24 protein-coding genes are annotated in these 24,669 nt (G+C 59.8%); 12 read left to right on the forward strand and 12 right to left on the reverse strand.

The features are described 5' to 3' along the window. Position 1 precedes the first annotated feature (1 nt). Positions 2-2,074: a response regulator gene (locus H6F75_RS02485; RefSeq protein WP_190748893.1), complete on the forward strand. Its 2,073-nt coding sequence runs from the start codon at positions 2-4 to the stop codon at positions 2,072-2,074. Positions 2,075-2,132: 58 nt separating this feature from the next. Continuing rightward, entirely contained in the window at positions 2,133-2,660 is a 528-nt protein-coding gene (locus H6F75_RS02490) for a metal-binding protein (protein WP_190748895.1), read from the forward strand. Positions 2,661-2,789: 129 nt separating this feature from the next. On the opposite strand, the gene nadB is transcribed toward H6F75_RS02490, so the two are convergent. From nadB to H6F75_RS02505, 3 genes are all read right to left on the reverse strand, one after another. Beyond that, entirely contained in the window at positions 2,790-4,496 is a 1,707-nt protein-coding gene (nadB, locus tag H6F75_RS02495) for an L-aspartate oxidase (RefSeq protein WP_242019609.1), read from the reverse strand. Positions 4,497-4,629: 133 nt separating this feature from the next. After that, positions 4,630-5,070, reverse strand: coding sequence for a photosystem II complex extrinsic protein PsbU (gene psbU, locus H6F75_RS02500; RefSeq protein WP_190748897.1), 441 nt, complete (start codon positions 5,068-5,070; stop codon positions 4,630-4,632). Between the two features lie 130 nt (positions 5,071-5,200). Further along, on the reverse strand, positions 5,201-5,617 hold the full coding sequence (locus tag H6F75_RS02505; protein WP_190748899.1) for a hypothetical protein: 417 nt from the start codon (positions 5,615-5,617) through the stop codon (positions 5,201-5,203). A gap of 152 nt (positions 5,618-5,769) precedes the next feature. Here H6F75_RS02505 and folD point away from each other — a divergent pair, with 152 nt between their 5' ends. Genes folD through H6F75_RS02520 form a run of 3 tightly spaced genes read left to right on the forward strand, consistent with a single transcriptional unit; the run spans position 5,770 to position 8,088 of the window. Further along, entirely contained in the window at positions 5,770-6,630 is an 861-nt protein-coding gene (folD, locus tag H6F75_RS02510) for a bifunctional methylenetetrahydrofolate dehydrogenase/methenyltetrahydrofolate cyclohydrolase FolD (RefSeq protein ID WP_190748901.1), read from the forward strand. Positions 6,631-6,688: 58 nt separating this feature from the next. Further along, the gene (gene crtE, locus H6F75_RS02515; protein WP_190748903.1) at positions 6,689-7,618 is read left to right on the forward strand and encodes a geranylgeranyl diphosphate synthase CrtE; all 930 of its coding nucleotides are present in this window, start codon (positions 6,689-6,691) and stop codon (positions 7,616-7,618) included. 14 nt (positions 7,619-7,632) lie between these two features. Further along, complete coding sequence (locus H6F75_RS02520) at positions 7,633-8,088, forward strand: divergent PAP2 family protein (RefSeq protein ID WP_190748905.1); 456 nt, start codon at positions 7,633-7,635, stop codon at positions 8,086-8,088. A 200-nt stretch (positions 8,089-8,288) separates the two neighbouring features. On the opposite strand, the gene H6F75_RS02525 is transcribed toward H6F75_RS02520, so the two are convergent. The 5 genes from H6F75_RS02525 to H6F75_RS02545 form a co-directional block, all read right to left on the reverse strand. Beyond that, positions 8,289-9,032: a hypothetical protein gene (locus tag H6F75_RS02525; RefSeq protein WP_190748906.1), complete on the reverse strand. Its 744-nt coding sequence runs from the start codon at positions 9,030-9,032 to the stop codon at positions 8,289-8,291. Between the two features lie 147 nt (positions 9,033-9,179). Further along, entirely contained in the window at positions 9,180-9,512 is a 333-nt protein-coding gene (locus tag H6F75_RS02530) for an MgPME-cyclase complex family protein (protein ID WP_190748914.1), read from the reverse strand. A gap of 166 nt (positions 9,513-9,678) precedes the next feature. After that, positions 9,679-10,389 (reverse strand): pyridoxine 5'-phosphate synthase, encoded by a 711-nt coding sequence (locus H6F75_RS02535; RefSeq protein ID WP_190748916.1) that lies wholly within the window; start codon positions 10,387-10,389, stop codon positions 9,679-9,681. A 76-nt stretch (positions 10,390-10,465) separates the two neighbouring features. Continuing rightward, positions 10,466-12,643 (reverse strand): AAA family ATPase, encoded by a 2,178-nt coding sequence (locus tag H6F75_RS02540; protein WP_190748919.1) that lies wholly within the window; start codon positions 12,641-12,643, stop codon positions 10,466-10,468. 23 nt (positions 12,644-12,666) lie between these two features. Further along, on the reverse strand, positions 12,667-13,815 hold the full coding sequence (locus tag H6F75_RS02545; protein WP_242019610.1) for a polysaccharide biosynthesis/export family protein: 1,149 nt from the start codon (positions 13,813-13,815) through the stop codon (positions 12,667-12,669). Positions 13,816-14,200: 385 nt separating this feature from the next. On the opposite strand from H6F75_RS02545, the gene H6F75_RS02550 reads away from it, so the two are divergent. From H6F75_RS02550 to cofH, 3 genes are all read left to right on the forward strand, one after another. Then, positions 14,201-15,259: a Gfo/Idh/MocA family oxidoreductase gene (locus H6F75_RS02550; protein WP_190748921.1), complete on the forward strand. Its 1,059-nt coding sequence runs from the start codon at positions 14,201-14,203 to the stop codon at positions 15,257-15,259. Beyond that, on the forward strand, positions 15,256-16,314 hold the full coding sequence (locus H6F75_RS02555; RefSeq protein ID WP_190748923.1) for an NAD(P)-dependent oxidoreductase: 1,059 nt from the start codon (positions 15,256-15,258) through the stop codon (positions 16,312-16,314). The genes H6F75_RS02550 and H6F75_RS02555 overlap by 4 nt, the downstream gene beginning before the upstream one ends. Before the next feature lie 146 nt (positions 16,315-16,460). Next, positions 16,461-17,672 carry a 7,8-didemethyl-8-hydroxy-5-deazariboflavin synthase subunit CofH gene (gene cofH, locus H6F75_RS02560; RefSeq protein ID WP_190748925.1) on the forward strand — a complete coding sequence of 404 codons (1,212 nt, stop codon included), beginning with the start codon at positions 16,461-16,463 and terminating at the stop codon, positions 17,670-17,672. Here cofH and H6F75_RS02565 read toward each other — a convergent pair. The 4 genes from H6F75_RS02565 to efp form a co-directional block, all read right to left on the reverse strand. After that, positions 17,570-18,241 (reverse strand): hypothetical protein, encoded by a 672-nt coding sequence (locus H6F75_RS02565; RefSeq protein ID WP_190748927.1) that lies wholly within the window; start codon positions 18,239-18,241, stop codon positions 17,570-17,572. The genes cofH and H6F75_RS02565 overlap by 103 nt on opposite strands. Next, positions 18,217-18,942, reverse strand: coding sequence for an orotidine-5'-phosphate decarboxylase (gene pyrF / locus H6F75_RS02570; RefSeq protein WP_190748929.1), 726 nt, complete (start codon positions 18,940-18,942; stop codon positions 18,217-18,219). The genes H6F75_RS02565 and pyrF overlap by 25 nt, the downstream gene beginning before the upstream one ends. A gap of 31 nt (positions 18,943-18,973) precedes the next feature. Beyond that, on the reverse strand, positions 18,974-19,462 hold the full coding sequence (gene accB, locus H6F75_RS02575) for an acetyl-CoA carboxylase biotin carboxyl carrier protein (protein ID WP_190748931.1): 489 nt from the start codon (positions 19,460-19,462) through the stop codon (positions 18,974-18,976). A 92-nt stretch (positions 19,463-19,554) separates the two neighbouring features. After that, positions 19,555-20,112: an elongation factor P gene (gene efp, locus H6F75_RS02580; RefSeq protein WP_190748933.1), complete on the reverse strand. Its 558-nt coding sequence runs from the start codon at positions 20,110-20,112 to the stop codon at positions 19,555-19,557. A gap of 163 nt (positions 20,113-20,275) precedes the next feature. Here efp and H6F75_RS02585 point away from each other — a divergent pair, with 163 nt between their 5' ends. The 4 genes from H6F75_RS02585 (at position 20,276) to clpS (ending at position 24,639) form a co-directional block, all read left to right on the forward strand. After that, positions 20,276-21,484: a peptidylprolyl isomerase gene (locus tag H6F75_RS02585; protein WP_242019611.1), complete on the forward strand. Its 1,209-nt coding sequence runs from the start codon at positions 20,276-20,278 to the stop codon at positions 21,482-21,484. Between the two features lie 110 nt (positions 21,485-21,594). Next, complete coding sequence (gene thiL / locus H6F75_RS02590) at positions 21,595-22,605, forward strand: thiamine-phosphate kinase (RefSeq protein ID WP_190748937.1); 1,011 nt, start codon at positions 21,595-21,597, stop codon at positions 22,603-22,605. Positions 22,606-22,763: 158 nt separating this feature from the next. Beyond that, positions 22,764-24,035, forward strand: coding sequence for an ATP-binding protein (locus tag H6F75_RS02595; RefSeq protein WP_190748939.1), 1,272 nt, complete (start codon positions 22,764-22,766; stop codon positions 24,033-24,035). Between the two features lie 286 nt (positions 24,036-24,321). Further along, positions 24,322-24,639 (forward strand): ATP-dependent Clp protease adapter ClpS, encoded by a 318-nt coding sequence (clpS, locus tag H6F75_RS02600; RefSeq protein WP_190748941.1) that lies wholly within the window; start codon positions 24,322-24,324, stop codon positions 24,637-24,639. Positions 24,640-24,669 lie beyond the last annotated feature (30 nt).

A 24,669-nucleotide genomic window follows, 5' to 3' on the forward strand; every position in this document is an offset into this window, starting at 1 on the left:
GATGCAAACCGAGGCAACCGTCAACATTCTCCTCGTCGATGATCAGCCCGAAAACCTGGTGGCTCTAGAGGCTATTTTAGGCGATTTGGGAGCCAATTTAGTCAAATCAACCTCGGGAGAAGAGGCGCTGCGCTGTCTACTGCAAGACGACTTTGCGGTGATTTTGCTGGATGTGCAAATGCCTCTGATGGATGGGTTTGAGGTGGCCACACTGATTCGCCAGCGCCAGCGATCGCGCGATACACCGATCATTTTTCTGACTGCCTTTAGCAGCAACGAACAGTTTATGTTTAAAGGCTATGCTCTGGGGGCCGTAGATTATTTAATCAAGCCAATTTCGCCCAATATTTTGCTGTCCAAGGTAACCATTTTTATTGAGCTATTTAGAAAGACCGAAGCCTTGCGGCAAAAAACAGAAATTTTGCAGCGGCAGGCCACTCAATTAGAGATGATTAATACCGAGCTACAAATGAGTGAAGAGCGGTTTCGCTTGCTCAGCACCTGTTCGCCGCTGGGGGTGTTTGTCACCGATACAGAAGGTCGCTGCCTCTACACCAATCCCCGCTATCAATCTATCTGTGGCTCAGCCGAGGCCGTCCCTGAGCAGAGCTGGCTGAGCTCCGTGCACCCTGACGACTCGGCGATCGCCCAATCAACCTGGCACGCCTTCATGGCCAACGGGCAGGAATATTCCCAGGAGTTTCGAGTTCAGGCGAAAGATGCTGACTCCCGCTGGGTTTCGGTTCGCTCTGCCCGTCTGGTGTCGGAGCAAAAGCAGTTTCTCGGTTACGTGGGCACCGTTGAAGACATCACCGAGCGCAAGCGGGCCGAGGCCGCCAACGCCCAAGTCATTCGCGAGCAGGCAGCCCGCCAAGAAGCGGAGACGGCCAACCGCATGAAGGACGAGTTTATTGCGGTACTATCCCACGAACTGCGGACGCCGCTGAATTCAATTTTGGGCTGGTCGCACCTCCTGCAATCGCGCAACTTAGACCCGCAAAAGACGGCGTACGCGATCGCCACCATTGAGCGCAATGCCGTTGCCCAAAAGCAGCTCATTGAAGACATTCTCGACGTATCCCAAATCGTGCGGGGCAAGCTGCAGCTCCACTGCCAGCCGCTGGATCTGGCGTCGCTTGCCCAGTCGGCGTTAGAGACAGTGAGGCCGGCGGCAGAGGCCAAGGCGATCGCCCTGGTTGACAACGTTCAAGACACGGCCCGACTAGAGATTGTGGGGGATGCCCTGCGGTTGCAGCAGGTAGTTTGGAATTTGCTCATCAACGCGATCAAATTTACCCCCCAGCAGGGGCGAGTAGACGTTCAGCTCTCGGTGGTGACCGACCTGCCTGACGGTCTGGCGAGTCCCCCAGTCGCCTACGCGCCGGGCTATGCTCAGTTGCGTATTAGTGATACGGGCATGGGTATTGACGTCGACTTTTTGCCCCATATTTTTGATCGGTTTCGTCAAGCCGACAGCAGCACCACCCGCGCCCAGGGAGGGCTGGGCCTCGGGCTGGCGATCGTTTACTACTTGGTAGAGCAGCACCAGGGCTACGTCTGGGCCGAAAGCCCGGGTGTCAATCAAGGCACCACCTTTACTGTGGCCCTGCCGCTGGTGCCCTCCCCGTTTACCCCCACGCCCCCCACGCCGCCAGAAAACAAGCTTGCCGAGGCCGGTCCCCATGCCCTGGCGAATATATCTATCTTGATCATCGACGATGACACCGACACCCGCGACTATTTGACCTTTTTGCTAGTTTCCCAGGGGGCGGTTGTCACAGCGGCAGCCACTGCGCAGGAGGGCTTTCACCTATTGAGTACAACCCAGCCGGCGCTGCTGCTGTGCGATATCAGCATGCCCGATATGGACGGCTACACCCTGATACAAAAGATTAGAACGCAGCTGCCCGCACCCCAGGCTCAAATTCCGGCGATCGCCATTACTGCCCATGCCCGCATTTCTGACCAGGCCCAAGCCCTGGCCACCGGATTTCAGCAGCACCTGCCCAAGCCGGTGGAGGCGGAAGTGCTCATTCAAACCATTCTTCAGGTGACTGGGGCAGTGGCGTCTTAGCCGATTGGCTGAGCCCTTACCCCTTGCCAGAAGGGCTAAATCTTGGTACATCTGTGCCATGTCCTCAGGCCGCACTCACGATCGCATTACTCTTTGGGCCTTACCCCTGGTGGTGTTGGCTGCCTTTCGCGTCACCCTCAGCGGCCAGCTGACCGCAGTGGTCTGTCTGGGGTTTTTGCTGGGTGGCTGGATGCTGGGCCCCGATCTTGATATTCACTCGGTGCAATACAAACGCTGGGGCTGGCTGCGGTGGATCTGGCTCCCCTACCGGAGCCGCATTCGCCACCGATCGCACTGGTCCCACGGGCCGATTATTGGCACCGTGGTGCGGGTGCTCTACCTGTCACTATGGCTGAGCGTCGTCGGGCTGCTGCTCGTCAATCTGCTCAACAGCGCCCAGCGCACCGCCCTTTCCTGGGGAGATCTGCTCGACGGGCTGAGCTGGGGGTTAATCACCTACTGGCCCTGGTGGCTGGCCCTGGTGGTGGGATTAGAACTCGGGGCCCTGAGCCACTATGTCGCCGACTGGATATCCTCAGCGGCTAAGGGCAAGCGGAAGCGATCTAAGAAGCGGAAGCGGCGGTAGTGGAGCGGTGGGTAAGCAGAATACTCAGCTGGTTTTGAGGTTTGAATTTTGAGTTTTGAATGCTTTCCCTACACCAAAAATTCAAAACTCAAAACTAAGCACTCAAAACTGGCTCCTCCACTTACCCATCTATTGCTCTATAGGGGAAGAGGTGTGCCAGCGATCGCCTTCGACTACTGTATGCACCTGCCATTGGGGGTTGGGTTGGGGATAGTCTTGATGAAAGTGGCCACCCCGGCTCTCGGTGCGAAAGGCAGCGCTGTTGAGAATCAGCCAGGCGATGTCGTAGAGGTTGCCCAGTTCGCCCCAGGCTCGCACCAACGGCCAGTCGAGGGTGTCGGGCAGGGGGTAAGTGTGGCCGGGCGCCAGCTGGTGTAGGGACCGCCACGGGTGCTGTTGCCACTCGGTGCGCCACTGGCTCAGGGCGGCGATCGCTCCCTCTAGCCGCGCCTGCTCGCGGCTGATGGCGGCCGCATCCCACATCAGCTGGGTCAGCTGCTCGCGCTGGCGATGAAGCGTTGCCAGGGCGTCTTCGGCGGTGTGCTGGGGCCCCAGGGCGGCCTCGTCCAGGGCTGAGACCGTTGAGGCGGCTTCTTTAAGATCAAAATTGCTTTCCGCTTGCAGGGGCAGATTGGCCAGTTCAGCGCCGTAGACCAGGCATTCCAACAGGGAGTTGCTGGCCAGACGGTTGGCCCCATGCACCCCGGTGCTAGCGTTTTCGCCTACGGCATAGAGACCCGGAATCGTGGTTTGACTGCTGAGATCCGTCGTGATGCCGCCCATCCAGTAGTGAGCGGCGGGGGAAACCGGCACCGGGTCGGTGAGGGGGTCGATGCCCCAGGTGCGACACACCTGCAAAATATTGGGAAAGCGATACTGCAAGCGATCGGGCGGAATTGGCCGCATGTCGAGCCAGACGCGGCTGTCTCCCGTCTTCTGCAGGTGATGAAAGATCGCTCGACTGACCACATCGCGCGGGGCTAGCTCACCATCGGGATGGTAGTCGAAGGCAAAGCGATAGCCCTGGCGATCAACCAAATGCGCGCCCTCTCCCCGCACCGCTTCGCTAATTAAAAAGGGCGGTGCCCCCGGCTCCGCTAGGGATGTGGGGTGAAACTGCACAAATTCTAAATCGCGCAGCTGGGCTCCGGCCCGCCAAGCCATGGCCACGCCATCGCCCGTGCTGGCGGCGGGGTTAGTGGTCTGGGCATAGACCTGGCCGCCGCCGCCCGTGGCCAGCACCGTGGCCTGGGCCGACAGCCACTGAAGCTGCTGATTGTGGGCCACCAGCGCCCCCTGGCAGCGGCCCTCAACCATCCACAGGTCGAGGGCAAAGGCGCTTTCAAACACCTCAATGTTGGGCCGCTGGAGCACCGCCTCCGCCAAAATCGACACGATCGCCCTTCCGGTAGTATCGGCGGCGTGGAGCACGCGGCGGCGCGAGTGGGCAGCCTCTAGGGTCATGGCCAGCTGACCCTCGGTGCGATCGAAGGCGACCCCTAGATCCACCAGGCGCTGAATACAGGGAGCAGCCTTACTGGCCAAGTGCTCTACGGCCTGGGGATCGCACAGCCCGGCTCCGGCCACCAAGGTGTCGGCCACGTGAAGCGAGACAGCATCGTCAACGCCGATGGCGGCGGCAATGCCCCCCTGGGCCCAATCACTGGCGGAAATTGACAGCGTATCTTTGGTTACCAGCCCAATGCGCCATTGGGACGGAATCGATAGTGCCGAGTAAAGCCCGGCGGCGCCGCCCCCAATCACCAGCACATCGAAGTGGTGGTTGTCGGGGTGATTGGGGGGCGGTGCAAGCGGCGACAAATCAGGCTGGGTCAAAGACGACTCCCAAGAATGATTCAAATAGTAAAGTGCTAAAAACCCTGGCTAACCAGCGTTGACCTTGGGCCAACCTGACCAACCAGGGCTACTAAGGGCGGCGGCTAAGCCAAACAGAGGGACGACCCGCTGTCTACTTGTAAACGCCGTTGTTGAAGCGATCGCCACCTTCTACGAAAGCGGAGTCAGGCACAGTAACCGTGAAGTTATCCAGGTTCTTGCGCAGAATCTCAAGCTGTGGCTCGCTTAGGCCCGGCAGATCAAGCACGTCGTCAACGCTCTCGTAAGGAGCATTGAGCAGAATCTTGCGCGCCAGGGTGGGGTACAGTCCAGGAAACTTTCTAAAGCCCTGTACGTTGGCGTTGTTGAGGTCCAACTTAGCCCCGTATTCTGTTTTGAGCTTGGCGTCTACCGCGTTCTGCGGCGATTCTGCCAGCCAGGCCGTGGCCACAATGGGGGCGCTCAGAAGGTCTGCCCCAAAGACAGGCCCAGAGATGGGCTGCGCCACAGCGGGGCTACTCACCCAGCCAAACAGCACTGCCAGCGCAACGAGTAGGCCAACCAGTTGTTTCATTTACCCTAATCCTCTCCTACCAGTGTGAATGTCTATACACAGCATTTCTAAGAGACTACCATTTCCCAGGCCCCTAACATACTGAGAAGAAAGCTATCGGAGCCGTTTGCCGTTATTCTCACGGGGATGCCTAGGGCAGGCGCTCTAACTCTTCAGCGTAATACTCGCCAATGTCCTGTCCGCGCAGCAAAACTTGCTCATACCGAATCGCGGCCCGCAGGGTGACTTGCTCATCCACCGGCGGCGGCGCGGCGGCGCTCAGCACCCAAATGGAGCCTGAGTCATCCACCAGCTCGTACAGTCCCTGGCCCACCAGGGGCAGATGGCGGCCTACGGTGCCGGCCAGATAAACCGTATCGCGGGGGCTCTGGCTCGCTTCACCGATGGGAGTAACCGGGTCAAGCCAGGCGAGGCCGGGCCAGGTACTGAGGCGATCGCGCAATGAATAGCCCATCGTGGCATCGATACTGGCCCCGCAGCTGGTGACCGCCACTAGGGCCAACCCAACCACTCCATAGTAGGTAAACTGACGCTTTAGATAGTCCATAAAAGCTTTTTAGGGCGCTGAGCGGCGATCGCAGGCGTTTAGAGGATCAAAATCTGAGACACTGAGAAAGCGTCGAATCCTTAACCTGGGCAAAGCTTGCCCTGGGGTTCCAACTGCGATCGATTCCGAGATACAGGTTAGCGCACCCGGCCATGACCCAACTGCTCGACGGCAAAGCCCTAGCGGCCCAAATTCAAACCGACCTGGCCGCCGCTGTCCAGGCCTTCGTTGCCCAAGGCCGCCGTCCCCCTGGGCTAGCCGTGATCATGGTGGGCGATAATCCCGCCAGCGCCGCCTACGTGCGCAACAAAGAGCGAGCCTGTAGTCGAGTAGGCATTGCCTCCTACGGCAAGCACCTACCCGCTACCGTCTCCCAGCAGGAGGTAGCGGACCTGATTCAGCAACTCAATACCGACCCCAACGTAGACGGTATTTTGGTGCAGCTGCCCCTGCCCGACCACCTCGATGCCGTGGCTCTGCTCCACACCATCGACCCCGATAAAGATGCCGACGGGCTGCACCCCATCAACTTGGGCCGACTGGTGCGCAGCGAACCCGGCCTGCGCAGCTGCACTCCCTACGGCGTGATGCGGCTACTAGAGGCCGCTAAAATTGACCCCGCTGGGGCCACGGCCGTGGTGGTGGGGCGCAGCATTCTCGTCGGCAAGCCCATGGCCCTGATGCTGCTAGAGGCCAACGCTACCGTAACTATGGCTCATTCGCGCACCCCCGATTTAGCCGCGGTGATGCGGCAAGCTGATATTCTAGTGGCGGCGGTAGGCCGTCCCGGTATGATTACAGCGGCTGATGTTAAGCCCGGCGGCGTTGTCATCGACGTGGGCATTAACCGAGTCGAGCAGCCTGACGGCTCAGCTCGGCTGGTGGGGGATGTCGATTTTGCCTCGGTGGAGCCGGTGGCTGCGGCGATTACTCCGGTGCCGGGGGGCATAGGCCCAATGACGGTAGCCATGCTGCTTGAGAACACCGTAACCAGCTACCGTAACCGCCTATAAACGCGGGATCTATCCAGTTTCAAACTCATCTTTGTCGCCTTTCAACCTGCCTGCCGCCATGGTGCCAACCAACTCCCTCGATTCTAGACCCGCTGCTGCTGGCCCCTTTGACCTCGAAGCCTACCTGAGAGAGCGCCGCCCCCAGGTAGAAGCCGCCCTCGACCAGGCCCTGGCCCTGCGCTATCCCGAAACCCTCTATGAGTCCATGCGCTATTCGCTGCTGGCTGGAGGCAAGCGTCTGCGCCCCATTCTTTGCCTGGCCACCTGTGAACTCGTGGGCGGCAGCGTGGCAATGGCTATGCCTACGGCCTGTGCCCTAGAGATGATCCACACCATGTCGCTAATCCACGACGACCTGCCGTCGATGGACAACGATGACTACCGTCGGGGCCGCCTCACCAACCACAAGGTCTACGGCGACGACGTGGCGATTCTGGCGGGCGATGCGCTGCTGACCTATGCCTTTGAACATGTGGCGACCCAGACCCAGGGAGCATCGCCTGAACGCGTGCTGCGGGTAGTTGCCGGACTGGGTAAAGCGGTAGGAGGCGAAGGTTTAGTGGGCGGTCAAGTTGTAGATTTGGCTAGCGAGGGCAACCCCAATGTGACGCTAGAAACCCTCAACTACATTCACAACCACAAAACGGCGGCTCTGCTTGAAATTTCGGTAACCTCCGGAGCGATACTGGCAGGGGCTGACGAAGAGGCGATTGAAAACCTGCGCCAGTACGCTCAGCGCATCGGCTTAGCCTTTCAGATTGTGGACGATATTCTCGATATCACCTCGACGTCTGAAACCTTGGGCAAATCAGTAGGTAAAGACATAACTGCCCAGAAGGTGACCTACCCCAGCCTTTGGGGGATTGAAGAATCGCGTCGCCAGGCCAACCAGCTGATTGAGGCGGCAAAGGAGAGTTTGGCTGGGTTTGGGGAGCTGAACCGACCGCTGCTGGCGATCGCCGATTATATTGTTGCCCGTACCTACTAGGTTTGCCTGCGCCGATGGACAGTTTCAGCGACATCTTCAACAACCATGTGCTCGTGGTGGCGTTAATTGCCTGCTTTACAGCCCAGGGGCTCAAGGCTGTCATTGAGCTAGTGCGCCACCGCAAGCTCAATCTGCGGGTGATGGTAGAAACCGGTGGTATGCCCAGCGCCCACTCGGCCTTGGTCACGGCCCTAGCGGGCGGCGTTGGCCAAACCCTAGGCTGGGCAAGCCCAATATTTGCTGCCACCGCTGTGTTTTCGGTGATCGTCATGTATGACGCGGCGGGAGTGCGCCAGGCGGCTGGCAAACAGGCCAAGGTGCTCAACCAAATTATTGATGAGCTGTTTCAAGAAAAGCCCGAAATTAGAGAAGATCGGCTGAAGGAACTGCTGGGACACACGCCTTTTCAGGTGATTGCCGGGTCAATTTTAGGGGCGATGATCTCCTGCCTGGCCGCGCCTGCCTACTGATACCGAATCCCATTTGGATGCACCCGGTTTGTAGGGACGTTGCAGTGCAATGCCCCTACAAGATTCCTGTTTTGAATCAAGGTCCTCAACATAGATTTTGTATGAGCTGATGCTTTACTAGGTAACTTTTAAAAAAGCAGCCGGTAGCGTAGCGAAGTCGCAGCTACTGGCTACTTTTCAACTGTTTTGAAAAGGAAACCCTAGGGAGCGGTGAGAGCCACCGCTGGGGTCAGCATTACTACTTCCTGGCTATCGACGATAAAACCGGCGATGTTGAGACTGGTGAGCACGGACAGGGTAGAGGCGGCCCCGGCTACATCTGGGCTGTGGGCAATGAGTAGGTAGGAGCGCTGGCGATGCACCGCTAGACCCACAGCCTGGCCCACCTGACGCTGAATGGCGATCGCCGACTCAGGCTGGTACTGGTAGTCCACTAGCACCGCAAAGCCTGTGCCCAACGGCTGGGGGGCATAGGCGGTGGGCGCTGACTGCGTTGTCGCCGGGGGGGTAGCCGGGGCAGGAGGGCCACCGCTGGGCGGGGTATTGTTGGCGGGGGGAGTCTCACTGTTCGCTGGCGGAGTTGTGCCACCCGTGGGGGGCGCAGGCTGGGCCGCGGTGGTGGCTGGACGGGCCACAAAGGCCTGGAAGCCCTCTACCTCAGTCATGTACTGAGCCCAGGCATTGGCGTTTTCCAGGTTGGTAAACCCCCCGGCCCGCACAACCGTGTCGTTGAGGTAATCGCAAACTAGGACGGTGCTGTTGGAGGGCAGCAGGTTTTGTACCCGCGTGCGCTCGGCCTCAGTGTTGCTGCGCACCAGCAGCAGATACTCGTTGGCGGACGGGGGCGGGCAGGGCGGAAACTGAGCCTGGGCAGCAGTCCACAGCCCAGCTAGCGGTGCCAGCAATAGCCCCAGTGCAATGCTTCCCGCTCGGGGCAGTGTCATCCAACTAAGCGATACCTGTGCGCTGCTCCGTTTCAAACCCTTTACCATTGCTCTTTGTTACCGCCGTAATCTGCCAGCGATTCTAGCCTAAAGCGGCGATCGCGGGCAGAGATTCTAGGTTTTGATCGCAATCGCGCCTGCCTCAGCTTAGGACGCTACGGCATCTAAAGAGGCGAGGGGCTCGGGGATAGCAGCAGAGGGAGCCTCAAACTCACCGATGCCTACGTAGTCAAACCGCAGCTTGACCCAGGTAATAAACTGCTTGCTGGTGGAAACTAGAGCTACAGAGGGCTGGGGGCAGCGGGCTTTAATGCTGGCCAGCTCAGGAGCCTCGAGAAAAGCAGGGGACTTAACCAGCCAAAAATTCACCTCCTGCTCTTGCTCTTGATAGTAGCGGCGGCGCTCCTTGAGAACTTCATCCAGGGGTTCTTCTTCGAGCAAAAACTTTTGGCTGGCAACGGCGTAGTAGTAGGTGGTCATGGGGAATCTCCTTTGTGAGTAGGTGGGTAAGGGGTGGGCGGGTAGGGGGTGGATGGGTAGGGGAGAGTTTTAAGTGTTTAATGTTGAGTTTTGAGTTGACGGTGAAGGCATAAACTCAGAATTCAAAACTCAACACTCAAAATTTTCCTCCATCCTTTTTCCCACCCTAAATCAGCGCTTTCATCTCGCGGACGGCGCGCTCTAGGCCGACGAGCACGGCTCGGCTGACGATGCTGTGGCCGATATTGAGCTCTTCCATGCCGGGGATGCGGGCGACTGGGGTGGTGTTCCAGTAGGTGAGGCCGTGGCCGGCGTTGACCCGCAGGCCCAGGGCGATCGCATGGGCGGTGCCCTGGGCCAGAATGTCGAGTTCGCGGTGGCAGTCGGCTTCGGCCTTGGCCTCGGCGTAGGGGCCAGTGTGCAGCTCGATGAACTGGGCACGGACCTGGGCTGAAGCCTCAATTTGGTCGGTGGCGGCGTCGATAAACAGGCTGACCGGAATGCCGGCGCTCTGAAGGGTGTTGACTACGGATTTCATCCGATCGGTTTGACCGGCAACATCTAGCCCGCCTTCAGTGGTGACTTCCTCGCGCCGCTCGGGCACCAGGGTGACGTAGTCGGGTTTGACATCGAGGGCGATCGCTACCATTTCGTCGGTGGCGGCCATCTCCAAATTCAGATGGGTGCGCACCGTCTGCCGCAGCAGGCGCACGTCGCGGTCTTGCATGTGGCGACGGTCTTCGCGCAGGTGCACGGTGATGCCGTCGGCCCCGGCTAGCTCGGCCAGCACGGCTGCGGCCACAGGGTCGGGCTCAACGGTGCGGCGGGCCTGGCGAATCGTGGCAATGTGGTCGATGTTGACTCCCAGGGTAGGCAAGCGATCGCTCCTTAACGTTCCTAGACGCTACAGCCTACGATCCTACCCTATTGGCTTACCCTGCTAAAAGTCGCCGCTAAAAGTCAATGGAGCGAACCATGGGCTGGGGGCCGGGGGTGACGGCAGCACTATCGACCGGAGGAGGGGTGGCAGAGGCGGCGGTGCGATCGGCGGCATTGACGATCGCACCCAGCAGCGGCAGGTCTTCGTTTTCTAACAGCTGTTCTAATAGAGCCTCTAGCACCGCTTTGTCGGTGTAGCCGGGGCGGGTCACCAGCAGTAGCCCATCGCTGGCAGCCCCTAGGAGCAGGGCGTCGTTGCTGTTGCCCAGGGGCGGCGCGTCAATCAGCACCAGGTCAAACCGAGCGCGGGCATCGGTTAAAAATTGCCCCATCTCGCTCGACTCCAGGATGGCGGCCGGGTGGGGCTGGGGGCCGGGGCTGGGGGTCAGGTACAGGTTTTCGACCCAGGGCGCGAGCTGAATCGGCTCCTGCTGCCGCCCGGCGTAGTAGTGCAGCGGTGCAGAGATGGCGGCTGGGTTGAGCTTGACCCCTAGCCGGTGACCGCAGGAGGGCTGGCGCAGGTCGGCTTCGATAATTAGGGTCCGGCGTCCGGCGCGAGCGGCGGCAATGCCCAGGTTAAAGGCGCTGGTGGTTTTACCTTCCCCCAACCGGCTGCTGACGACTAGCACCACCCGCGGGGGTGTCCCAGCCTCAGACAAGCTGCCCGCCCGCCGCAGGCTGCTGCGCAGTCGTTCATAAATCTCGAGGTCGGGAGTGTGGGGCTGGTAGAGAATCGGCCAGCCCTGGGAAGACGTAGCGGCTAGAGCTGGGACTAGCCCCAACACCGGCACATCCTGATCGCTCAAAATGTTCTGGAGATCTTCGGGGGTGCGGGCGGTACTGTCGAGCAGATCGAGCAGAAAGACCACGGCCCCGGCGGCAACAATTCCCAGTAGGCCGCCGACGGCCATAACCACAACGGGGCTGGTGGGTGGGTCGGCCTGAAGGGTAGTGGTGGGCGGTTGGGCGACGGTGAGGCTGCTGGCGGTCTCGGCCTCGGCGGCCTGGGCATCAATGCGTTTGGCCTGAATTTGGTCGTAGAGAGCTTGGTTGAGGGCCACCTGCTGGGCGAGGCGGTTGCGCTCCAGCTGCTTGTTGGGCAGGCTGGAGTACTGCTGACGCAGTTGGCCATCGCTCTGGCGGAGCACCTGCTGCTGGCTGGCCAAGGCGGCCCGCTGGGCGCTGAGGGTGACCAGCTGGTTGGCCAGGGCAGCGCGGGCCGGGTCGAGGGTGCTGTTTTGGCGCACTTCGCTAACGCTGGGCAGGGCGGCTAGGTCTTGCCCCCCAATCACCTCCTGGGCGCGCTCGGCCAGCAAGGCATTGTAGGCGGCTAGGTTTTGGCGCAGGTCTTGAATGGTGGGGTGCGACCCGCGCAGGGTGGCCGACAGCAGCTTGAGCTGGGTTTCGCTCTCTAAAATCTGCGATCGCAGCTGGGCAATAATCGGGTCAGCGCTCAGGGCCGAGGCGGTGAAGGCCTGCCCCGGCGTCAGCCCCAGCTGCTGCTGGAGGCTTTGAATTTGGGAATCTAGCCCCGCCAACGTGATTTGGTTCTGGCGCTGCTGCTGCTGCCCACCCGAGATCGCCCCTAGCAGGCTGCCGTCAAGGGCAGCTTGAATGGCCGGACCTTCGGTGCGATCGTAGACTTCGAGGGCCTGCTCGGCGGCTCGCAGATCAGCTTCTACGGCCGGCAGACGCTTATCCAATGCAGTCACAATGGCCCCGATTCTGGCCCGGTTGGTGACTCGGCTCAGCTCCACCATGGCCTCAAACAGCAGGCTGAGGGTGAGCTGAGTCTGCTCTTCGTCGGCCCCGCGAAAGGTGACTGTGACCCGCTGCACCACATTTTCTTCCCCCTCTAGCTTGACCGTAGTGCGGTATCGCAGGGTTTCGGGATCCATTGAAATCCCTCGCCGCTCTAGCTCCTGGGACACCTGCTGCAGCAGCACGTCAGCCAGCAGAAACTCCTCTGAAATAATGCCCTGACCCCGCTGCTGCACCTCGGTACCGGTGGTGGTCAGGGCAACGACTGGCGCATTTTGCACCAGCACCCCCTCGGCCCGGTATTGCGGGGGCGGCGGGGGCTGCACGGCCACCACCGCTGAAATGCCTAAAATGCCCAGCAGGGTTGCCAAGCTAGGCCACTTGTAGCGGTCTAGGGCCAGCAGATAGCGCTTAATAAAAGGAGAAACCATCGCCGTTCTCAGGGTCTAAAACCCTAGGGTCTAAATAACGAGTCTGCTGAATCGGTCAGGGAGTCAAAAAAGAGCAAAAAGCCCAACACATCGCGAAAGGGCTGAGTAAAGGTATTGAGAGCATAGCTGACCCGCGCCAGCAGGTTGCGGTCAACCACCAGAATGTCGTTCTCCTGAAGGGGAATGTTCTGGCTCAAGTCGCCGTTTACCGCCGCCGTCGCATTCACCGTGATCGTGTCGGCCGAGCCGGTTTCGGGGTTAAATCGCAGCACCGCAATGCGGTTATAGGCGGCCACATCGGGGTTGACCCCTGCCACGGCCAGGGCATCTAAAAAGCGGCTGCCGTTACGCAGATTAATCGCTCCAAAGCGAGCTTCTCCGCCCCGCGCCCCGGCCGCTCGGTTAAGGATACGGATAGTAATTTCGGGCCGAGCCAGGGTTGAACTAGCCACCAGGGCGCGATCGTAGCTCTCTACATCCTCGGGGGATAGGCGGGGCACTGTGACCACATCGCCGTCCTGTAGCCTCACCTGGGGAATGGGTTCACCCTGGAGGAGTGGGGTGAACAAATCTATGGTGCGCGAGAGTGTATCGCCGCTCTCTAGGGGCCGATCCACCTGCACCAGACGCAGATCCGCCAGGGTGGTAGAGCCCCCGGCTGTCAGCAGCGCCACCGATAGCTGTGGCGCCTGCAAGGGGTAAAACCCTGGACGAGGTACCTCGCCCACCACCGTCACTTCTACCGGGCGCTGGGTGGTGAGAATCACCGACACATCGGGATTGACCACGTACTGGTTGTAACGGTCGAAAATTGTTTCGCGAGCCTCTTCTAGGGTGAGCCCAGTGAGATTGAGGGTGCCGGCCAGGGGCACTACCACGTTGCCCTGAATATCCAGGGTGGCCGGAAAACTCAGGTCGGGAAACCGCTGCACTCCGACAAAAATACCGTCTCCAGGCCCCAGTCGATAGTCGTCAAAGGCGATGTCCGGGTTCTCGAATTCTAGCCTTAGACCAGCACCCGGAAGGACATCCGGTAGGGCCGCTGGTGGTGTCTGGGCTATGGCTGGGGCGATCGCGATCGCCAGCCATAGCCCCGTCAGGCCGCCCCACCGTCCTAGCCGACCGGCGGCAGCCCCAGATCTGCAGCATCTAGCTAAACCACAAAAAACCATAGCTTTAACCGTGGGGACGCGATCGCAGTTTGTGAATACTCAATCTTGCCCCATTTTTCTGTCGGTGGGACAGGGTTGAGCGCGGCTTGGCCAGGAGCAGGGGCGCCGATGACTGGCGGTGGGGGCGGCGATCGCAGTCAATATCCCTCTAGGGGTACAGCGACAAAGCTCAAGTTTTAGTTTTAGTGGTTTGTAGCAGCTTTACAGTGCAGCCAGAGGTTTGAAATTTTTCAGCAATATAGTTAGATTTTCTCCCTCTACTGAGTTCAGCCGTATAGTCTGTACAGCAGTTAGGAATGGGTACACTTAGCCCTGCACAGCTGAATTTTTCAGCCTAGATACATCTCTATGATTAGTTTTAGCTGGTTTGCTACAGGTATCTTCAATGGGTAAATCTCTAAAGGCTGCGGTCATTGGTACCGGCGTTATTTCTAAGCAACATTTAAGTTTTTTAGATAGTTCTGACCACAGTGAGTTAGTTGGGGTGTGCGATTTATCTGCCGCCGCCGCTAAGTACGCCGCTGAGACATTTCATGCTGGCCAAGCCTTCACCGATTACCAGGCCATGCTGGCCGAAACCAAGCCCGACGTGGTTCACATTCTCACCCCGCCGAATACGCATCAAAAGCTGGTAACCGACTGTCTCAATGCCCAGGCCCACGTCATCTGCGAAAAGCCGATTACGCCCACCTATGAGGACTTTAAAACCCTCTGGCAGCTGGCTCAGGAGAAAAACCTGCACCTGATTGAAAACCACAACTACCGGTTTAACGAAGCCATTCTCAACATTGAAGACATGGTCAAGGACGGCACTCTAGGCGAGGTGCAGGAGGTTGAGGTACGTGTGGCCCTAGGCTACCGCGAAGCCGGCGGGCGCTTTGCCGATCGCAACCTGCCCAACCCCGTACACAAGCTACCGGCTGGGGTTGTGCACGACGTGATTACCCACATGGCCTATCTGCTGCTGCGGTTTATGCCCGAGGTAGACCGGGTCGCCGCTGCCTGGAGCAACCATGGCGGCGGCGATCTGTTTAAGTACGACGACCTTGATGCCATTTTGCTCAACGGCCAGCAGCACGCCCGGCTGCGGTTTACCTGCTACACCAAGCCTGAGTGCTTTACTCTCTTTGTCAGAGGTAGCCGAGGCTATGCTGAAACCGACCTATTTCAGCCCTACCTGCGCACCGTAATTCCTCGGGCCGGGGGTGAGCAACTGTCACCGCTGATCAACCACTTTGTCAACGGGTGGGACCTGATGGGTTCTAGCGTCAAAAACTTCCGCAACAAAGTCATGCAGCGCACCCCCTACGAAGGCCTACACCGCCTGCTCGACCAGACCTATGCCGCCATTCTTCAAAATCAGCCCATGCCGGTGAGCTTTGAAGATATGGATAAGACCAATCGGCTGATTGAGACCCTACTTGCAGAGGAGAATCGGGTATGAAGCTGTTAGTTACTGGAGCGTCGGGATTTTTAGGCAAGTATGTGGTGGCTGAGGCGGTGCGGCAGGGCTACGCCGTTAAGGCGGTGGTGCGTCCCGCCACCGATGCCTCGAGTCTGGCCTGGGCTAACCACCCTGCAGTGGAGCTGGTGCGCCTTGACCTGCGTCAGGGCCGTGGCATTGCCGAAGCCCTCAGCAACGTAGATTGCGTCATTCACATGGCGGCCGTAAAGGGCGGCGATTTCTACGATCGCTTTGCCGGCACCGTGCTCACCACCGAAAACCTGCTGGGAGCCATGACCACCGCCGCTGTGAAAAAGCTGGTGGCCACTAGCACCTTCTCGGTGTACGACTACTTCACCCCCCCGGCCAATCGGGTAATCGACGAAGCCTTTCCCATCGAGTCTGAACCCGAGTATCGCGACGCCTACGCCCAAACCAAGCTGATTCAAGAAGACATGATGCGCGAGTGGGGCGACACCAATGACGCTACCGTCATCTTGATTCGCCCCGGCATGATCTACGGCCGCGAAGCGCTGTGGAACGCCTGCCACGGGGCGGACTTTGGCTCCAAATGGCTCTTGATTGGCCCCAATGCCCTAATTCCGGTCACCTATGTCGAAAACTGTGCCGAAGCCATTGTGCTGTCGGTGGGCAGCGCTGCCGCCGCTGGCGAAGTGATCAACGTAGTAGACGACAATTTGCCCACCCGCCGCCAGTTCACTAAAGCCCTGGTGAAGCGTACCGAGAACCCACCCCAGGTCATTCCGCTGCCCTGGGGCATGATGCGCGGCGTTTCCAGTTTGGCCTGGTTTGTGAACCAGCAATTGCTCCAGGGCAAGGCGCGCCTGCCAGGTCTGCTGATTCCCGCTAGCCTGGATGCGCGACTAAAGCCCTTTCGTTACACCAACGCCAAGGCTAAGACAACGCTAAACTGGACCCCTCGCTATACCCTGGAGACCGCCCTCGATCGCAGCGTCAGCGACCAATGCCTGCTGAGCGATATGCTGGCCAAAGCCCCCGCCAATCCTACCCTAGAGCCTGTAGCCCAGGGCTAGAGGGTAGTAAGCGTTAGGACTCAAAAGACGGTGCCGCTGGAACTGGCGGCACGGTCTTTTTGATGGAAAAACAAATTTATCGGTTAGAAAACTCAGTCCGTCGCCACAATAAGAAAGTGATGTTGTAACGGTGGATAGCTGGCGCTATGGAAATTGAGCACATTCTCGCGAAGGCCCTAGCCGGGGGCGATATTTCCCCGACTGAGGGCGTAGCGCTCTTGCAGCAGCAAGATCCAGCGGCCCGAGAGGCCATTCGCCGCACCGCAGATACCCTGCGCCAGCAGCAGGTGGGGGAGACCGTCACCTACGTGGTCAACCGCAACATCAACTTCACCAATATCTGTGAACAGCACTGTAGCTTCTGCGCCTTTCGTCGCGATGCTGAAGAGGCAGGGGCCTACTGGCTCGATGTTGCCCCCATGGTCGAAAAAGCCACCGAGGCGATCGCCTTGGGAGCCACGGAGATTTGTATGCAGGGCGGGTTGAACCCCGACGCCAAAATCAACGGCCGCTCCCTGAACTACTACCTGAAGCTGGTGGACACCATTAAGGGGTCATTCCCCGCTCTGCATCTGCATGCGTTCTCGCCCCAGGAGGTGCAGTTCATCGCTCGGCAGGACGGGATGAGCTATCGCGAGGTGCTGCTGGCCCTCAAAGATGCCGGGGTGGGTTCGCTGCCGGGTACGGCGGCGGAGGTGCTTGACGACGACGTGCGGCGGGTGCTGTGCCCCGAGAAAATTGACAGCGCCACCTGGCTGGAGATTGTGGGGCTGGCCCACGAGATCGGCTTGCCCACCACCAGCACCATGCTCTCGAGCCACATTGAAACCCCTGCTCAGCAAATTACCCACCTGGAAAAGCTGCGTCAACTCCAGCGCCAATCCCAAGAGGCAGGCTACTCTGCGGCGATCACTGAATTTATCGTGCTGCCGTTTGTGGGGCAGGAGGCCCCCAAGCCCCTGCGCCGTCGGGTGGGACGTGACCAGCCGGTGCTAGCTGATGCGCTGCTGCTGATGGCAGTAGCGCGCATTTATCTGGGCAACTGGATTGTCAACCATCAGCCCAGCTGGGTGAAACTGGGGCTGAGTGGCGCAACCGAAGCGCTAACCTGGGGCTGCAACGACATCGGCGGCACCCTGATGGAGGAGCACATCACCACCATGGCCGGGGCCCAGGGGGGAACTTGTATGACGGTGGCGGAGCTGCGGGGGGCGATCGCTAGCCTAGGCCGCCCGGCCCGTCAGCGCGACACCCTCTACGGAGTTGTCGACGGGCCTGGGGAAACGCTATCGACCTCAGCATCGGCTGGAAACACCGCCTCAGCCCGACAGTCGCGCAGCCAAAGCCTCACCGCCTGACCCACTATGCCGTCGCTGCTCTCCTGGGGTGGGGTGGGGGGGCGACTGCTGGAGCCTAAGGAGCCACTGCTTGGGTAAGGAGCCAGGCTAGAAAACAGCAGGGCCATGTGCCAACCGTCCTGGGTAGGGGCGAGAAATAACCAGTGGTGATGTTGCAAGGATGTCGGCCGCCCTTGCCAGTACTGCCGCTCTAGGGTGGTAAAAAACACCTGCTGCAAGTCTGCGTCGGGTTCGCGATCGCTGGCAGCCCCGTCGGGAAGTAGCTGGGACAGGTCTAGGGGGGTGAAGTCAGGGGCGCTGGCCACCAAGATAGTGGTTACGGGTTGGATGGGATTGGTGGATAGATCTAGGTTGCGGCTAGACACTCGGTTGGCGTAACTGGGCAGGTCGGCCAAGAGCTGAGTGGCGAGCACCTGGGGGTCGCTCGGGCAGGGTGCGGCGGGTCGGAGATAGTTGGCCTCAGGCTCAGGCAGCTCTTGAGCTTGAAGGTCTCCACCCAGCGCCAGCAGCAGTACGGTGCCCGCGGCCAGCGCCGCTTGGCGGACTAGGGGGCGATCGCAGTAGAACATTCTTCGCAGATGCGCGCAAAGGCGGTGGCAGGGTCGGGGTCAGCGGTAATCGGGCGACCAATCACCAGGTAGGTGGCCCCAGCATTGAGGGCTTGCACGGGGGTCATCGTGCGGCGCTGATCTTGGCTGCTGGCCCAGGTGGGGCGCACACCAGGGCATACCAGGGCAAAGTCGGCAGGCAAAAACCGCCGCAGCTGGCTGGCTTCCTGGGGCGAGCAGACTACGCCTCCCAGGCCACTGTCTCTAGCGAGTAGAGCCATTTGCAGCGCGTAGCTATTCGAGTCAAGGGGAATTTTTAGCTCAACGGCCAGGGTTTGAGGATCAATGCTAGTCAGTAGGGTAACAGCCAGCACCAGGGGCGGCTTTAGGCCAACGGCCTCGGCTCCAGCGATCGCGGCTTGCTGAGCGGCCTCCATCGCCTCCTGGCCCGCCGCTGCATGGATGGTCAGCAGGTCGGCTCCATAGCGCCCCGCCGCTGCACAGGCTCCGGCCATGGTGTTGGGAATATCGTGAAACTTGAGGTCGAGAAAAATGCGCTTTTGCCGCGCCTTCAGTTCCTCGATCAGGGCCGGCCCGCTGCTGACAAACAGCTCCAGACCCACCTTCCAAAAGCTTACCTGGGGCAAGGCATCCACCAGGGCCAGGGCGGCCGAGGCCGAGGGCAGGTCTAGGGGCACAATGATGCGCTGGTCAACGGTCATGGGCAAGGGACCAGATGTACGGGGGCAAAAGCTAGACGGGGCGCACCAGCATTAAGGTTTGGCCAAACTCCACAGGCTGGGCATTTTCTACCAAAATCTCGACAATTTCGCCGCTGATCTCGGCCTCTAGCTCATTCATCAGCTTCATGGCTTCGATGATACAAACGGTCTGCCCGCTGCTGATGCGATCGCCCACCCCCACAAAGGCTGGTTCCTCTGGGGCAGGCGATCGGTAGAAGGTACCCACCATTGGGGAATTGATCGATAGCAGATCGCTGCCCTTGCCCGGTGGAACGACAGGAGGGACGGCGGGCAAGGCCGGCCCCGGCTCGGCTATCGGGGAGGGGCTAGGGGCCACGTCTACCCGAGGAGCGACAGGGGCCGGTGCAGCCACCGACACCATGGCCCCTGGCTTGCGCAGGGTGAGCTCAAAGTCTGCGCTCTTGAGGGTGAGCTCCACAATGTCGCTCTGGCTTAAGGCGGTAACTAACTCTCTTAGATCGGTGACGCTTAGTTCCACGGCGTGAGTCTCATACGGTCTTAATTAAGGGGGTAATGGGCCAGGCTTAGTCAGCGGCATGGGCCACCGGAGTCAAAGAGCCAGTAAAAATCCTACTCGCGACCTAGGTAGGCGTCAGTGCGGGTATCTACTTTAATGCGCTCGCCAATCGAAATAAACAGCGGCACCATCACCTGAGCGCCGGTTTCGAGAATAGCGGGCTTGGTGCCCCCGGTGGCGGTGTCGCCCTTCACGCCGGGGTCGGTTTGGGTAACCTCAAGCACGATGGAGTTGGGCAGCTCAACCTCCAAGATTTGACCATTCCAGCTGACGACGCTGACGCTCATCTCTTCCTTGAGATACTTCACCTGAGGGCCAATTTCGCTGGTGGTGAGGCGAACTTCCTCGTAGGTTTCCATGTCCATAAACACCAGGTCTTCGCCATCGCGGTAGGTGTGCTGCATGTCTCTCTTTTCGATCACCGCCTGGGGCACAGTTTCACCAGCCCGAAAGGTTTTTTCAACGGTGTTACCGCCTTTGACATTCTTAAGCTTGGTGCGCACGAAGGCAGACCCCTTGCCGGGTTTGACGTGGAGAAACTCGACTACGCGCCAGACGGAGCCGTCTAGCTCAATGGAGGTACCGGTGCGAAAATCGTTGCTGGAAATCATGGCGCTGGCTACGGGGACAGTCGTTAAGTTTGGCAATTCATTTTACCCCCCTGCGGCCATTTCCCGCAGGATTTACCCTAACCAGCAAAGACTCAGTGTTGCTGCCGCTGTCGCCTGAACTGGGGATCGCGGGCTTGAGTGACAGCCTAGGGGCCGCCAGAGTATGACAAGATTGTTAAGGGCGCAGTGCGCCTATGGTGAACGGCCGCCTGGGGCGGAGCAAGGAGTTATGGCCAAGGATATGCGTGCGATGAATCAACGGCAGAGTTTGGGCTGGGCCACCCTGGTGCGGCTGGGATGGGGGTTAGCGATAGCGGCAGGGGTGTGGCTGGGCTCCCTGTCCCCGGCCCTGGCGTTGCCCGCCGGGCCGCTAGTGGCCTACCTGCCACCGGGCAATGCCATTACCGACGGTCGTGCCCTGCTGCGCTACTCGCTACCCATTGACAACGCCGACATTCGCACAGTGCAGGCTAATCTAGAGGGTCTGTCGGAGTGGCTGCGGAGCAAGCGCTGGGGGCCGATGGCCAAAGACCTGACCAAGCTGGAGCGGGTGTTGATGCGCGGCCGCGAAGCGATGCTGGCGGCAGTGCCCGACGGCAAGCGGGCGGCCGCCATTTCTTACCTCGACGATATTCAGGCTCAGCTAGTGCCCCTCAAAGAGGCGGTGGAGCAGCGCGATCGCTCTACCGTGCAGGACAAGCGATCGGCCATGCTCGACGACGTCAGCCGCATTGAAGAGCTGATGGTGAAGGCCTTTCCCTTTGAGGTGCCGGAGAAGTACAGCAATCTGCCCCAGCTCAAGGGGCGTGCCACGGTAGAAATTACCACCAACAAAGGCACTATGCAGGCGGTGATCGACGGCTACAGCGCTCCGGTCACCGGCGGCAATTTTGTCGATCTGGTGCAGCGAGGCTTTTACGACGGCATGGAGTTTACCCGTGCCGAAGACAACTACGTGCTACAAACCGGCGATCCCGATGGCCCTGAGGAGGGCTTTGTTGACCCCAAAACCAAGACCTACCGGGCGATCCCGCTAGAAATTTTGGTGAAGGGGGATGACGCGCCGGTCTATGGCAACACCTTAGAGGAACTGGGCCGCTTTTTAGACGCGCCAGTGCTGCCCTTCTCGGCCTTTGGCACCTTGGGCATGGCCCGCCCCAACACTGACCCCAACGGCGCGTCATCGCAGTTTTTCTTCTTTTTGTTCGAGCCGGAGATGACCCCAGCGGGCCTCAACCTGCTCGACGGCCGCTACTCGGTATTTGGCTACGTGGTGGAGAACAAAGAGGCGCTCGACCAGATGACCCAGGGCGATCGCATTGAGTCGATTCGGGTGGTGTCTGGGGCTGAAAATCTAGTACAGCCTTCCTAGGGGGGTGTGGTTCAAGGTTTAGGGTCTAGGGTTTAGGGTTTGGCCTTAGACCTTGAGCCCAGAACCTTAAACCCCAACTTTAATCCCTGTGGCGATAGGCTGGGCTCACCATGGAAAATCCGCAAACCATTGCTGAATTGGGGGAGTTGGGGCTGCTGAAGCGGCTGTTTCGCTACTGCCCGGGGGACGTGATTGGCGATGACGGGGCCGTGGTGGCCCTGCCGGCGGGACGGCATCTGGTGGTGACTACCGATGTGCTGGTGGAGGGGGTGCACTTTAGCGATCGCACCACCCCTGCCGCTGCCGTAGGCTGGCGAGCAGTAGCCGCCAACTTGTCAGATTTAGCGGCGATGGGCGCCACCCCTGAGGGCATTACCGTGGGCCTCAGCCTGCCGGGGCACACGTCCCTGGCGTGGGTAGAGGAGCTTTACCAGGGGATGGCCGACTGCCTAAACCGCTGGGGTGGGGTCGTGCTCGGTGGTGACCTGTGCCGGGCCAGCGCTGTGAGCGTGGCCATTACAGCCCTCGGCAGTGTCGCCCCCCAGCGAGCGCTGTACCGCAGTAAGGCTCAGCCAGGGCAGGCCATTGTGGTGACTGACTCCCACGGCCTGTCGCGGGCGGGGCTAGAGCTACTGCTGCATCCCGAGCAGGGGGCTGGGGTAGCCCAGGCCGATCGCGATCGCTGGATTGCGGCCCACCAAAAACCCCAGCCGAGGCTGGATGCGATCGCCGCCCTCTGGCAGGTGTTGGGAACAGGCGCAGACGCCCGAGCGATCGCCGTCATGGACTCCAGCGATGGCCTGGCCAACGCGGTGCTGCACCTGTGTCAGGCCAGCGGGGTCGGGGCCATTCTGCGGGAGCGCGATCTGCCCCTTGATGAGGCGTTGGTAAATTGGGTGGGGCGATCGCAGGCCCTTGACTGGTACCTCTACGGCGGCGAAGACTTTGAGCTGGTGCTGTGTTTGCCCAGGCCCCAGGCCGAGGCCTTGCGGGCAGCCCTGGGGAATAGCTGTGCGATCGTGGGTGAGACGACGGTGGCGGCAGGGGTTGAGCTATGGCTTAGCGACCGGGCTACCCCTGAAGTGCTCAGCTTTAATCAAGGGTTTCAGCACTTTGGCTAACTGCTTTTCCAGCTCCATTGCGCCCACGCTGTTGCGCTCTAAATAATATTTTCAAGCTGTTGTGGCCCCAGCTATGTGAGGTTTAATTGGGGAATATCTAGCCTGTGGCCAGATGTTCCCCAATCCACGCCTTTGCTTGCCTGCTTTACCATGACCCTATGACCGCCAACGACCTAGAGGACCTGAGGCCCTTTTGCCGAGATGACGTTGCCTTTGAGCAGCTGAAACAGGTCTTGAAGCAGCGAGAGGCCAGCAGTGAACAGAGCAGGCTCGATGTGGCTCGTCAGACCCATCGCACTCAGGCCCTAGAGGCGCAGCGTCGGGCGGCAGAGGCGGCCAGTCAGGCTAAAAGCCGATTTTTGGCAATGATTAGCCATGAGCTGCGCACTCCGCTCAATTCTATTTTAGGCCTGTCGGCACTGCTGTCTCGGCAGGTGGTGGGCTCGCTTAACCCTAAGCAGGCAGAATACCTCGACTATATTCACGGCAGCGGCGAACACCTGCTGGCCATCATCAGCGACATTCTCGATCTCTCCAAGGTGGAGGCAGGCCAAGAGCACCTGCGATTGTCGCAGGTGTCGCTGACAGAACTCTGTCAAGCTTGCCTAGCGATGATGCAGCCTCGCGCCGCCGAAAAGGGACTGGTGCTGACCTACCAGTTGGCCGATCTAGGGATAACCACCTGCATTGCCGACGAGCGTCGCCTGCGGCAGATGCTGCTCAATCTGCTCACTAACGCCATTAAGTTTACGGCCCAGGGGCAGGTTACTCTGACGGTGCATAGCCGCGAAGCCCTGGTGGAATTCAAGGTTGAGGACACGGGCATTGGTATCCCGGCGGACCAACTGGAGCAGATTTTTCAGCCGTTTACTCAGATCGATCGCGGCCTCGATCGGCAGTACGAGGGCGCTGGCCTGGGGCTAGCGCTCACTCGACAGCTAGCCCAGCTCCACGGTGGACATCTGCGGGTGACGTCGGTGGTGGGGCAGGGCAGTTGCTTTGTGCTCTCTCTACCCATGCACGGGCCAGAGGGTAGTTCACTTGCCGATGTGCGGGTGGTGCGGGCGGTGCCGGTAGGTACGGGCGGCCAGCGCCTGGTGGTAGTAGACACTGACCTTGATCACCACCGGGCGCTGATGGCCTACGTGAGGGCCTGCGGCTGGCAGGTCAGCGGCTGCCGCAGCTGGGCTGAGGTACACCAACACCTCAAAGAGCACCAGCCCCACCTGCTGCTCGTGGGCGATCGCGAAGCCTGCAATCCAGCTTTGGAGAACCATTTGCAGCAGCTGAAACCATCGCTGGTGCCTCAGCCCATCAAAGTGGTTATTCTGCTCCCGGAAGATGCAGCTGCTGGCGGCTCATACAGCGCCGACGCCTACATCGACCTGCCCTTAACTATTCCTAAACTCGAGCGCATGCTCTCCCTTTAGCGGTGGAGCGGTGGAGCCACGACGGCTCTAGCACTGAGTTGAGCTGAGCCCGCGCGCGGGCAATGGCCGGGCGCAGGTTGGGGTGACCAGAATTCGATACACTAGGGGGAGAAAATTTGCTTAGAAGTTGTTTGAGAACCCTTGACGGGCTCATAGCTGGTACTTGCTAGCTGTGAGCTAGATTTTGGGATCGATCGGCTGTGCAAAGCCCCAGTCGCATCAGCGATCGCTGTCAGACGAGCTTCTAGCAACTGTATGCAGGACAATAGGTTTAGGTTCACTTCCTATGACTCCGGTTTTGCCCCAAGCAGTTTCCTCAGCCCCCGCCGCTGCCCCCGCAAAGACGCGTGAAACCACGCGCCAGACGTATCCCAACTACAAAATCATCGTGCTCAACGACGATTTCAATACGTTTCAGCATGTGGCGGAATGCTTAATGAAATATATTCCGGGCATAGATGGCGATCGCGCCTGGGAGCTGACTAACCAGGTGCACCACGATGGTCAGGCGGTTGTATGGGTTGGCCCCCTAGAGCAAGCGGAGCTGTATCACACCCAGCTCACCCGCGCTGGCTTGACGATGGCCCCCCTTGAAAAAGCATAATCAAGTAGTCTTTCTTAAATCTTTCTTAAA

The organism is Nodosilinea sp. FACHB-131, from assembly GCF_014695395.1.
GTDB lineage: Bacteria > Cyanobacteriota > Cyanobacteriia > Phormidesmidales > Phormidesmidaceae > Nodosilinea.